General features: G+C 51.9%; 12 protein-coding genes. 10 read left to right on the top strand and 2 right to left on the bottom strand.

From position 1 onward, the window contains the following. The first annotated feature begins 30 nt into the window (after window positions 1–30). The 3 genes from OGV19_RS15555 (at window position 31) to OGV19_RS27865 (ending at window position 3,284) form a co-directional block, all read left to right on the top strand. Window positions 31–1,536, top strand: a complete 1,506-nt coding sequence (locus OGV19_RS15555) for a branched-chain amino acid transporter BcaP (RefSeq protein ID WP_014860746.1) — start codon at window positions 31–33, stop codon at window positions 1,534–1,536. Between the two features lie 77 nt (window positions 1,537–1,613). After that, complete coding sequence (locus OGV19_RS15560) at window positions 1,614–2,804, top strand: NAD(P)/FAD-dependent oxidoreductase (protein ID WP_121161181.1); 1,191 nt, start codon at window positions 1,614–1,616, stop codon at window positions 2,802–2,804. A gap of 240 nt (window positions 2,805–3,044) precedes the next feature. Beyond that, a complete protein-coding gene (locus OGV19_RS27865; protein ID WP_413470139.1) occupies window positions 3,045–3,284 on the top strand; it encodes a helical membrane plugin domain-containing protein in 240 nt (79 codons plus the stop codon). An 83-nt stretch (window positions 3,285–3,367) separates the two neighbouring features. Here the strand turns inward: OGV19_RS27865 and OGV19_RS15565 are convergent, their stop codons facing one another. Together OGV19_RS15565 and OGV19_RS15570 are read right to left on the bottom strand one after the other, a co-directional pair. Continuing rightward, window positions 3,368–3,568 (bottom strand): YbdD/YjiX family protein, encoded by a 201-nt coding sequence (locus OGV19_RS15565; RefSeq protein ID WP_014860748.1) that lies wholly within the window; start codon window positions 3,566–3,568, stop codon window positions 3,368–3,370. Window positions 3,569–3,582: 14 nt separating this feature from the next. Further along, complete coding sequence (locus OGV19_RS15570; protein WP_181097903.1) at window positions 3,583–5,640, bottom strand: carbon starvation CstA family protein; 2,058 nt, start codon at window positions 5,638–5,640, stop codon at window positions 3,583–3,585. Between the two features lie 295 nt (window positions 5,641–5,935). On the opposite strand from OGV19_RS15570, the gene OGV19_RS15575 reads away from it, so the two are divergent. The 7 genes from OGV19_RS15575 (at window position 5,936) to OGV19_RS15605 (ending at window position 12,110) form a co-directional block, all read left to right on the top strand. Then, window positions 5,936–7,297: a cache domain-containing protein gene (locus tag OGV19_RS15575; protein ID WP_181097902.1), complete on the top strand. Its 1,362-nt coding sequence runs from the start codon at window positions 5,936–5,938 to the stop codon at window positions 7,295–7,297. Between the two features lie 31 nt (window positions 7,298–7,328). Next, window positions 7,329–7,979, top strand: a complete 651-nt coding sequence (locus OGV19_RS15580) for a response regulator (protein ID WP_264309587.1) — start codon at window positions 7,329–7,331, stop codon at window positions 7,977–7,979. Window positions 7,980–8,912: 933 nt separating this feature from the next. Then, window positions 8,913–9,467 (top strand): OsmC family protein, encoded by a 555-nt coding sequence (locus tag OGV19_RS15585; RefSeq protein WP_014860752.1) that lies wholly within the window; start codon window positions 8,913–8,915, stop codon window positions 9,465–9,467. Window positions 9,468–9,558: 91 nt separating this feature from the next. After that, a complete protein-coding gene (locus OGV19_RS15590) occupies window positions 9,559–10,332 on the top strand; it encodes an SDR family NAD(P)-dependent oxidoreductase (protein ID WP_063427211.1) in 774 nt (257 codons plus the stop codon). A gap of 92 nt (window positions 10,333–10,424) precedes the next feature. Further along, entirely contained in the window at window positions 10,425–11,015 is a 591-nt protein-coding gene (locus OGV19_RS15595) for a TetR/AcrR family transcriptional regulator (protein WP_063427213.1), read from the top strand. A 3-nt stretch (window positions 11,016–11,018) separates the two neighbouring features. After that, window positions 11,019–11,717, top strand: a complete 699-nt coding sequence (locus tag OGV19_RS15600) for a DsbA family oxidoreductase (RefSeq protein WP_181097899.1) — start codon at window positions 11,019–11,021, stop codon at window positions 11,715–11,717. Window positions 11,718–11,780: 63 nt separating this feature from the next. Beyond that, the gene (locus OGV19_RS15605; protein WP_063427272.1) at window positions 11,781–12,110 is read left to right on the top strand and encodes a thioredoxin family protein; all 330 of its coding nucleotides are present in this window, start codon (window positions 11,781–11,783) and stop codon (window positions 12,108–12,110) included. The last annotated feature ends 10 nt before the right edge of the window (window positions 12,111–12,120 follow it).

Below are 12,120 nucleotides of genomic sequence, written 5' to 3' on the forward strand. Positions count from 1 at the left end.
TTAAACGAGCATGAGAACGAACCTTGGCACATGTTACGACCAGGGACACCGGCAGCTTACACCCGTCATCACGCACTGCCGCAAATAATAAAACTGGAGGCAAATGTGAGCATTTTTAGAACAAAAAGCTTAGAAGAAATAAGCAAATTACAGCACTCCAAAGCATCTCTGAAAAAAGTACTCGGGCCAGTCGATTTGATTTTTATCGGTGTGGGCGCCATTGTAGGAACAGGAATTTTTGTGTTAACGGGCACAGGAGCTCTAACAGCTGGCCCCGCATTAACAATTTCATTTATCATCGCTGCTTTAGCATGTGGGCTTGCAGCACTCTGCTATTCAGAGTTTGCATCAAGCATTCCAGTAGCAGGCTCCGTCTATACGTACAGCTATTTCACACTTGGGGAGATCGTTGCATGGATGATCGGCTGGGATCTTATGCTCGAATACGGCCTGGCGAGCGCAGCAGTCTCTGTTGGTTGGTCTGGTTACTTTCAATCCCTGCTAAGCGGGTTCGGATTATCGTTACCCACTGCGTTGACTGCAGCACCTGGGGCGCTACCGGGCGTTAGCACATTCTTCAATCTGCCTGCGTTTATCATCATGATGGTAATCACCTGGCTGCTTTCTATTGGAATACGTGAATCTATTAAAATCAACAACATTATGGTGGCACTCAAAATTGCAGTAGTGCTTTTGTTCATTATCGTCGGCGCCCGACACGTAAAGCCCGAGAACTGGCAGCCCTTCGCGCCTTTTGGGTTCAATGGAATCATGAGCGCAGCAGCGTTGGTCTTCTTTGCGTTCATTGGTTTTGACGCAGTATCTTCTGCAGCTGAGGAAGTCAAAAGACCTGGGCGTGATTTGCCTATCGGGATTATTGGTTCACTGGGAATATGCGCGATATTGTACGTAGTTGTATCCATGATCATGACAGGTATCGTTCCATTCCGTGAGTTCCTCGGCATCGACCATCCCGTCTCGCTCGCCCTCCAGTATGCAGGTGAGAACTGGGTAGCGGGCTTCGTCGACCTGGGTGCTATTTTGGGTATGACAACGGGCGTGCTTGTAATGCTCTATGGGCAATCCAGAATTATCTTCGCTATGTCTCGCGATGGACTGGTACCCTCTAAGTTCTCCGAAGTACATCCTAAATATGGCACACCATTCTTCACTACTTGGGCGATCGGCATCATTTTTGGTCTTATCGCAGCAGTAGTCCCACTGAATGTACTTGCCGAACTTATGAATATAGGCACGCTAGCTGCATTCTGCCTAGTTTCGTTTGCTGTAATCGTGCTTAGGAAGAAGCGCCCCGATCTGCCACGCGCCTTCAAGTGCCCGCTCGTACCGCTCGTACCAGCACTCGCAATTATTTCCTGCATTACGCTGATGTCGTATCTAAAACTGCACACATGGATTGCATTCGGCGCATGGCTGCTCGTTGGAGCCGCAATTTACTTCCTATATTCCAAAAAACACTCAAAACTCAATACTTCTGCGGACGGCGCATTGAAAGGAGGCATTCGCTCGATCTAATTCACTAGCGCCCCATTTTGGCCAGTCTCGTTGAATACGCGACTGGCCCTTCATTTAGCTCAGACTATGGAGAGCACATGCCACATCGGATAATTATTGTCGGCGGCGGTATTGGCGGCACAATGACTGCCAATCATCTTGCCACCAAACTCTACCCTGAGATACGCAGTGGCAAGGTGGAAATCTTGATGCTGTCAAACTCTCCCTGGCATTATTACAAACCTGCGTTCATGTACATTGCCTTTGACAGTTTCTTCAAAAATGAGCTCCGGCGGCCTCAGCGCAGCCTACTCCGCCCTGAGATCGACTTCCTTATAGAGGAGGTCGAGGAATTCCAATACAACCAGAACCGCGTGAAATGTAAAAGCGGAAAAGTATACGGATACGACCAACTCGTTATCTCCACAGGCTGCGTACCAAGCCCCGAGCGAATCGATGGCCTAAAAGAAGGCGGTGATCATTTTTATCAATATGAGCCTGCGCGGCAGCTTGCAGATAAATTGAAGTCTATAGAAAAAGGCAGAATTCTAGTCACCGTAACATTCCCCAAGACCCCCAATGTACCTCACCAATGTGGTATTGCACCCATTGAGACTACGCTAATGCTTGACGACCTGCTACGTAAGCGCGGCGTTAGAGACAAAGTGGAAATCGTCTATACATACCCTACCGTAGCTCAACTGTTACGAAACTGTCTTTTTTTGCAGAAGGACACCTGCGAAGTATTACCGAGCATATTTGAACAGAGGGGCATTAAGCACCAGAGAAGCTTTACGCTTAACAGAGTTGATCCGGGAAGCAATATCGCGTTCTCAGAAGAAGGCGGAGCGGAAGATTTCGACATTCTTATGGCCACTCCACCTATCCGCGCAGTAGACGCAGTTAGAAACTCCGGACTGTCGCAAGCTCAAGATGATGAAGGGTGGCTCCCTACAAACTATCAAACCATGAAAGTATATGGTTTAGAAAACGTATATGTCCTGGGCGATACCGTTGATCTTCCCGTGAGCAAGGCCGGGGGCGCGTGCCATAGCCAGTCCCCTGTTGTAGTAAATAACATAGCCTCCGAGCTTCGTTTCGGGCGGACTTGCGACAGTTATGAGGGTAAGGTTGCTGCAATTGCGCAAATGGGATTAGAGGCAGGAATGCCGCTCTGGTACGACTATGAAAATGATGTAAAGCCTACGCCCCCCACTAAGATTGGCGGACTTATGAGGAAAAGCTTCAATAGAGGCATATATTGGGCGGTCGCGCGCGGCCTGGTGTAACACGATCAATAATTTTACAGGACACCTCAGATGAGCTCACTCCCTGAACAAGGAAGCCTCTCGAAAAATAAACCGGGAGCGCCCTCGATTTCGGAATCGTTGGAACTTAGCGAGGCTGCGCTCGAAGGGCTCAGGTCGCTTGTCGTAAAGCTTGAGCCCCTCTTGGCCGGAGATCGACTCTCAAGACTGGTCGACCTAATGTCAGTTGCGACCGACATCGTCGACATGAGCGATTCTTACATGGTCGAAAAGCTAGCAAATGTCTTCGAAGAAGGCTCGTCGGCTGCATGGTTAGCGGGTAACGCGGCTCGCGTTGCAAGCGCCCAGGTAAGCAAGCTTTCGGAACCCCCCTCTTTAGTCCGTTTGCTTCGGATGACCTCTGATCCGGATGTCAGACGGGGACTAGCATTTGCGTTGGAATTTTCGGGAGCACTCGGAAAGCAACTCAACCATGGCGTTACTAACCATCTAGAAGACTGACACCGTTTTCGCAGACCAAGACGCAAAGCGCCCGATGCATTGCATCGGGCGCGATTGACTACGCAGAAAAATACCTCAAGGTACTAACAGCAACGTGGCTGACCGTTGCCGCCGCCGTATCGAGCTTCCTGTCTCTCCCGAAAGAATTCCTCATATGACATCAGAGGTTTGTCAGGGTGCTTGTTTTGCATGTGCTCGACGTAAGTGTCGTAGTCAGGCATGCCCACCATCAGACGCGCTGCCTGACCCAGGTATTTACCGAGGCGACTCAGGTCATTGAACACGTTACACCCCTCCTTTATGCATCAGGCAGTGCTAGGTAAGGCGACTCTTTATCCGTACGCTCCTTGCTACCCCACGCTGCAATCCCGACCTTGAGCGCGTAGAACAAAATGCTAAACATAACAAGCAAGAACAGGGCTGTGAGCGTAGCGTTCGTATAGGCGTTGAAGATCACATGCTGCATCTGCGAAATGTCCTTCGCCGGCGCCAAAATCTGACCATTGGCCTGCGCATCACTGTACTTACGTGCCAACGCCAGGAAGCCCATAGCAGGGTTAGCATCGAACAGTTTGATGAATCCTGCAGCTGTAGTGCAAATCAGCAGCCAGATCGCTGGTAGCAGGGTCACCCAGATATACCGATGACGCTTCATTTTGATAAGCACGACGGTACTCAGCATCAAAGCGATGCCTGCCAACATCTGGTTGGAAATGCCGAACAGCGGCCAAAGCGTATTAATACCACCCAACGGATCGATCACGCCCTGATAGAGCAGATAGCCCCACAATGCCACGCAGCCAGCGGTGGCAATAAGGTTTGCAGTCCAGGACTCTGTACGGCGCAGGGCAGGAACAAATGAACCTAACAAATCCTGCAGCATGAAGCGGCCTGCCCTGGTGCCAGCATCCACAGCGGTCAAGATGAATAACGCTTCGAACAAGATTGCAAAGTGGTACCAGAACGCCATGGTGTTCTCGCCCGGCAGGACGTGATGCAAAATTTGGGCAATGCCCACAGCTAGCGTTGGTGCCCCTCCTGCGCGAGCGAGGATGGTGGTTTCACCTATATCTTTAGCTACCGACTCTAGCTGAGCCGGGGAAATGGTGAAGCCCCAACTGCTAACCGTCTGCGCTACGGACACTGCATCACCACCAACGATAGCCGCAGGGCTGTTCATGGCGAAGTACACACCAGGCTCAATCACCGACGCAGCCACCATAGCCATGATTGCTACGAAGGACTCCATCAACATGCCACCGTAGCCGATGTAACGGGCGTGGCCTTCGCTCGCAAGCAATTTAGGTGTTGTGCCAGAGGCTATCAGCGCATGGAATCCCGAGACGGCACCGCAGGCAATGGTAATAAAGAGGAACGGGAACAAGCCGCCTTTCCACACCGGCCCTGTCCCATCGGTGAACTGAGTCAACGCCGGCATTTTCAGCTCGGGCATAGTGACGAGAATTCCGACAGCAAGCGCGAGAATCGTGCCAATTTTGAGGAACGTGGACAGGTAGTCACGCGGAGCCAAGATCAGCCAGACGGGTAGCACCGCAGCGACGAAGCCGTAGCCAATGAGCATCCAGGTGATTTGAATACCGGTGAAGGTAAAAGCCTTGGCCCAAACTGGATCGGCAGCAATCTGCCCCCCCAACCAAATCGAGCCCAACAGCAGCAACACCCCAATTACCGAGATCTCTCCGATGCGGCCAGGACGAACATAGCGCATGTAGACGCCCATAAACATGGCGATCGGAATGGTGGCCATGACGGTGAAGATACCCCAAGGGCTCTCGGCCAGCGCCTTGACCACAATCAGCGCTAATACGGCAAGGATGATGATCATGATCAGGAAGCAGCCGAACAGCGCGATCGTTCCTGGAACTCTGCCCATCTCCTCTCGCACTATGTCCCCCAAAGAGCGACCGTTGCGGCGGGTAGACAGGAATAGCACCATGAAGTCTTGTACCGCGCCGGCAAGCACCACGCCGGCTATCAGCCAAAGCGTACCAGGCAAATAGCCCATCTGGGCAGCGAGTACCGGCCCAACCAAAGGCCCCGCACCAGCGATGGCAGCGAAGTGATGCCCGAAGAGCACATGTTTGTTGGTCGGCACATAATCCAGGCCGTCGTTGTTGACTACGGCGGGAGTGGCTCGACGAGGGTCTAGCTGCATCACTTTCTGGGCGATGAACAGACTGTAGTATCGGTATGCGACAAGATAGATGGCGACTGCTGCGACTACGATCCAGAGAGCATTGATAGCTTCGCCGCGGCGCAAGGCCACGACGCTAAGCGCGAATGCTCCCAGAACAGCCACGGCAAACCAGGCAATGTGTTTGGCCATATGGGTCATTACGTGTCTCCTGTCGACAGCCTGTAGGTCGTCGACCGTGATTTTTATATTTGTGTCCGCTTCGCGGCAGCGGCCAATATCCGCGTATACCCACTACAAATAAATCCGCAGAACTACGCCCACAAGCCTACGTAGTTCTACTGAGCTACCGGCTATGCGATCGGGTCTATCGACCGCTAGCCGCTTTCGGCTACTCGGTGCATCGGGGATTGACATAAGATGCTGAAGTCTCAGTGGCCTCTGATCGCAGCATCCAAGACTGCTGGTCGCGTATAAGGTCTGGACAGGAGTAGGAATGCAGCTCAAACACAAAATTGTCGCCCTGGGGATCTTGCCACTTGTACTGGCTATTGCCGCTATCTGCGCGCTTGTCATCTCCCTGAACAACCAGCTGGGTGACCAGCAAGCACAACTGATCGAAGACAGTATTTTGGTCAGTAAGCGCGCAGAGCTTGAAAACTACGTAGCGATGGCGAGGAGCTTGATCGCCCCCCTCTACAACGATGGCCATGGCGATGACCATGCTAAGCAAAAAGTCCTAGACGAGCTGAGGAAGCTGAGCTTTGGCATCAATGGTTATTTTTTCGTCTACGATCGCCAAGGCCGTAGTCTGATGCATGCACGGCAGGCAGAGCTGGTCGGCAAAGACCTCATGGATATGAGGGATCCACACGGTCTCCTAGTGATTCAAGCGTTGCTCCAGAGTGCCAAGTCTGGTGAGGGCTTCCAACGCTATGCGTGGAGCAAGCCTTCCTCCGGGAGAGTGACCGAAAAGCTCGCCTACGTCGTAATGTTGGAACAATGGGGGTGGATGATCGGTACGGGCATCTACCTTGAAGACGTTGAAAAAGCCACTCAGCAAGCTCGTGATGAAGTGGCTCATGGCATCCGCAAAACGATGTTGTCAATTGCTGTCGTAGCCCTTGTGGCAGTCTTGTTAGTATTTGCAAGCGGAATGACGTTGAACCTGAGTGAGCATCGGCTAGCCGACACCAAGCTACAACGCTTGAACCAGCGAATTGTGAGCCTTCAGGAAGAGGAGCGTTCGCGCGTTTCTCGCGAGCTGCATGATGGAATTAGCCAAGTCCTCGTGTCCATAAAATACAAACTTGAGCTAGCAAGCTTTCTGCTCGAAAACGGAGAAAGCCCAGGTGCAGTTATCTTGAAAGAGGCTACCGAGCGGCTTGGAGAGGCCATTGGTGAGGTTCGGAGCATCTCACACGACCTTCGCTCTTCGCTCTTGGACACCCTGGGGCTTCCTGCCGCGATTGGACAATTGTCTGAGGAGTTTGAGCAACGCAGTGGACTGCGGGTAACGTTTGAGACTAATGAGTTTGAGTGCCTGCTGGACGATGGGGTGCCCGTCTCGCTTTTTCGAATTGTTCAGGAGGCGTTATCCAACATCGAGCGACACGCTCAAGCTCACGATGTTGCCATTACGCTGTATGGAACCGAGCAATCTGTTCGCTTGAGAATAAGCGACGATGGAATTGGCTTCAATGTTGATGAAGTTGAGCGTCGCCACGCTGGGATCGGGCTCAGAAATATACGGGAACGCGTCGAACACCTGGGTGGTCGACTACATCTGGCCTCTGCACCAGGCCGAAGTGAGGTCGATATTGAGATTCCAATGAGTATTCCCTGTAAAAAAGTTTGACTCACCTAATTCGATAACAATGGACACCCCCATGAGCCTAACAGCACAAATTCGTTTAGCCCTGGTCGATGACCACTCGCTCGTTCGCGACGGGATTAAGGCGCTGCTTTCGGTAGTACCCAACGTGGCTGTTGTGGGTGAAGCTGAATGTGGCGCACACGCCATGGAAATGGTTGATCAGTGCAAGCCTGATCTACTTCTAGTAGACATCAACCTACCGGACATAAACGGTCTTGTACTCACACGAACATTACGCGAAAGGTATCCTTTACTGCGGGTTCTAGTACTCAGCATGCATGACAGCAAGGAATATGTCAGCGAATCACTGCGTGCGGGTGCAAGCGGCTATGTGTTAAAAAACTCACCCTCAAGAGAAATCGTCGCTGCAATTGAAGCAATCGCAAATGGAGGTACTTTCTATAGTGCAGAAATAGCGCAAAAACTTCTCCTTGATGACGGCAACTCAAGCGAACTAACATCGAGGGAAAGCGAAGTTCTCTATAAAATGGCTCAGGGACTGAATAACAAAGAAATGGCCCGAGAGCTTAACATAAGCGTCAGGACTGTAGAGACTCACCGCCTGAGTATTCGACGAAAACTAAAAATCGACAAACCTGTAGCGCTGGTAAAATATGCCATCGACCATGGAATAATTTCCAGCCAACCAGCGGCGAAGACCTGAATAATTAGCTAACACACCCGACTACACTGAAATCAAACCGATTAACATGCAATATGAAACAGCTCAGCATCACCGAAATTATCATAGCCCGCGATAATAATTGTAGATTTCGTTTTGAGGGTTGACGCGACTATGTTATCAGCAGTCGCGGATAACAGCGCGTAGGGTTCGCCGACTGAGTTTTTTACTAATGCATAGCGCAGCCTTGCACGAAAAACTCTCACTATCATGTACAGAATCTCTTCTACAAGGGCATACACCATGCCTTTTGCCTCGGTCAAACGCTCAACGGCCTAGGTGAGAGCCTCCCTTGATGGGCAGTTCCACCTTCGATAGGTGTGCTTTGTGCGAACTTCGCGCATCGAATCGCATACGAGGAGGGCTAGGCTGATAGCCGGTAAGCAGGTGTGTTGGCGTCTTCATGATACCGCTCCGACCTCAATGGATGCCCAGGCAACCTGGGGCTGCACACCCTTGTACTTTCTCCATGCCTGCATCCATTTCCTATCCTGGTACGCTTCTCATATTCATAAGCCCCTGCTGGGCGAAGACAAAAGTGCTGCCAGCCTCAAGCATTTACCACCTCGCTAATTTTAATAATAAAAACAGTAACTTGGAATTTTTTCCTTGAACCGCTACCGCCTCATCCTACGGGATCACCTCGATACCCGCTGCTGACCTTGGAAGGATGCGGCCTGCTGATCCTGCGTTGATCTAGATGATGCGAAAGAAAGGGTTTGCAGTCGCCTACCCGGCTCGGGAGCCATTATCCCGCGCGCCCGCCAGGTACGAAGCGCTAAGGATGGAAAGGTCGTCACATGGGGACATGGCGCCTTGTTTGAAATAATTCCTTGCAAGCCACCCTACCAGTTGGTAGAGTGATTCCTCAGCGAACACCCCACCCATAAATGTGTTGCACATAGGACTTATCAAATGACAAACAACCTGAACGGTATTGACGTAGCAGCCCTGCAACAGTTTGCCCAAGGCGTTGCTGAGGATGCGAGCAAGCGTCACGCCAGTTTCAACGTTAAGACCGCGTGGAAAGGCCAGACCCGCACTGTGGCCAAAGTCAGCCGTTACAGCCTGGCCGGTGAAACCTACTCGCGTGATTTTGAAATCGCCGCCGATGAGCCAAATGAATTGCTGGGCCAAAACACCGCACCTAACCCTCAGGAGCTGCTGATGGCTGCTCTCAACGCCTGCATGTCGGTCGGGTATGCCGCCAATGCCGCGATGATGGGCATCAAGATCCACAGCCTGGAAATTGAGACTGACGGCACTCTCGATCTCCGTGGCTTCTTGGGCATCGATGAAAGCGTTAACCCAGGTTACGACGAGGTAAGTGTCGTAATCCGCCTGCACACCGATGCCTCCCGTGAGCGTGTGGAAGAGCTGCACAAGGTGGTGCTTAAGACTTCGGTGAACTACGCGAACTTCTCCAAAGCCATTCGTATGGTGCCTACCCTCGAAGTGCGCGAGGGCTGATCCTTAGCCGCGTCACATCCAAGTCCAGCGTGCATCAGCAGAAAACCTGCTGGTGCCGCTCTTAACGAAGTCGGGATAACCGGAGTCTGCAATGATTGATTTTTTTAATGGCAAAAAACTGTTGGTCGTCGGCGGCACGAGCGGCATGGGCCTGGAAACGGCGCGCCTGTTTTTGAAGGCTGGTGGCAGCGTGGTACTCACTGGCAGCAAGCAGGACAAAGCCGACGCTGTTCGCGCTGAACTGAGTTCATTGGGGAACGTATCGGTGATCGTTGCGAACCTGATGACCGAAGAAGGAATGAATTTCGTACGCAACGAAATCAATGCAAACCACAGCGACATTGGCTTCATGGTGAACTCTGCAGGCATATTCATTCCGAAGCCTTTCATCGAGCACGATGAGGCTGACTACGACATGTATCTGGATTTGAACCGCGCCACATTCTTTATCACTCAGGCCGTGGTCAAGAATATGCTTGCCGCCAAGCGCGAAGGTTCCATTGTCAACGTCGGTTCGATTGGCGCACAAGCTGCACTGGCCGGCTCTCCAGCGACTGCTTATTCGATGGCCAAGGCGGGCCTGCACGCAGTCACCCGAAATTTGGCAATTGAACTGGCGCACTCTGGCATCAGAGTCAATGCGGTGTCGCCTGGCATCGTCCATACCTCAATCTATGAAGGTTTCATGGACAAGGACGCGATCCCCGATGCGATGAAGTCTCTTAACGATTTCCACCCGCTGGGGCGAGTCGGTGTTCCCGAAGACGTGGCCAACACCATCCTCTTCTTGCTCTCGGATAAAACTTCCTGGGTGACAGGTGCTATCTGGGACGTTGATGCAGGAGTGATGGCAGTACGCGCCTAATACCCTAGCAAGCCCTGCGTATGGCGCCTCCTGTTGAGGCGCTTTCTCAGTGCGCTGACTCCGGTGAAAGGTGCTGGCTGTAGGAGTTTCAAATGTCTATTACGACAAAAGCTGCGCTTATGAGTTACGCGGAAACCCAGATGCGTTCAAAGGGTTACTCAGCATTCAGTTACGCTGATCTCGCTGCGAAGATCGGTATCAGAAAAGCCAGCATTCACCATCATTTTCCTACGAAGGAGTGCTTGGGCGCAGAACTGATCAGCGATTATATCTCCCGGTTCAATGAAACGCTGGCATCAATCGAAGCCTTGCATCCCGAGCCATTGCAGCGCTTACAGGCCTTTTCCCGACTATTCGTGATCAGCGCGAATGAGGGGCTGCTGCCTTTATGCGGCGCATTGGCTGCGGAAATGGCTGCGTTGCCATTGTCGCTCCAAGGGCTCACGCGGGACTTCTTCAACTCTCAGCTCGCCTGGCTCCAAAGCACTCTGAATGACGCAGTCCGCCAGCACGGATGGTCGCTGGGAACAACGGCTGAGAACTTCGCCTTCATGCTGTTGAGCATGCTGGAGGGGGCAAGCCTTATTGATTGGACACTCGGTCGATCAACCGACCCTCTGGCTGGCTTTAACCATTTGCTTGAAATGGCGGCAATGCAGGCTTCCCTCCTTCGCGCAGGCTAAATTATGCAAAACTCATCGAAAAAATATGTAGTCGACATCTGGTCTGATTATGTGTGCCCTTGGTGCTGGATAGCCAAGCGCCGCTTTGAGAAAGCACTTGAAAGCTTCTCAGAGAAGGACGACGTGCAAGTCAACGTTCGGGCCTATCGGCTGGCTGCTAACCACACTCCTGAGCCGATGATCCCGGCCCTGAAACGTAAGCTCGGCAACGCAAACTCCGCTTTGGCGATGATGGGTACAGTCAGTAACTATGGCAAGGTCGACGGGTTGGATTACTGCTTTGACACCATGATGTTTGGCGATACCACTGACGCTCATGTGCTAGTGAAAGCTGTTGAAGATTCGGCAGTAAAAACGCGGCTCGTAGAGGCGCTGTACGAGCAAAGTACCAGTCACGGCAAATCCCTCTTTGATCGCACCAGCTTGGCAGCGATTGCTAAAGACGCAGGTGTGTCGGACGAGTCAATCCAACTGGCTTGGTCATCTGCAGAGCTGCGCGCTGAAATGGAGGCGGATGAGCAGTTTTCCGCCCAATTGGGCGCTGGCGTACCGCTTTTCGTGTTCAACAATGAATTTTCAGTGGTAGGTGCGCAGCCTGAAGCTACGTTTCTTAAAGCACTTAATCACATGGTTGAGAGCATGCAAGTCGACGACAGCTCACCCACTGGACAGGTCTGCGGCATCGATGGCTGCAAGATTTGATTGGCAATGAATGGAGGCACTCTGAAGGTGCCGCCTGCCCTTAATACAGAACGAGAAATCCAGATGAGTCGTATCGTTGAGTTGAGCGCTCCCCAATTTGCTCGCTTCGTAGCCAAAGGGAGCAGTGTCGTAATGTTCTCAGCCTCCTGGTGCAAACCTTGTAAAGAAATGAAGCCGATCTTCTTGGAGCTGGAGGGGAAACTCCATTCATTAGCGGTATTCGGAAAGATTGATATTGCGGTGTCTCCGACAATTGCGCCGATGTATGGCATCCGCTCTGTGCCATCCTTGGCGGTTTTTCACGAAGGCCGATTACTGAAAATTTTCGCAGGGTCTAAGTCAGTTTCATCCTTGAAGAAAGCGATTATTGCTGAGCTGGAAGATGCTTGCTGACCGAGCATCC

The organism is Pseudomonas putida (assembly GCF_025905425.1).
GTDB classification, from domain to species: Bacteria; Pseudomonadota; Gammaproteobacteria; order Pseudomonadales; family Pseudomonadaceae; genus Aquipseudomonas; species Aquipseudomonas putida_AF.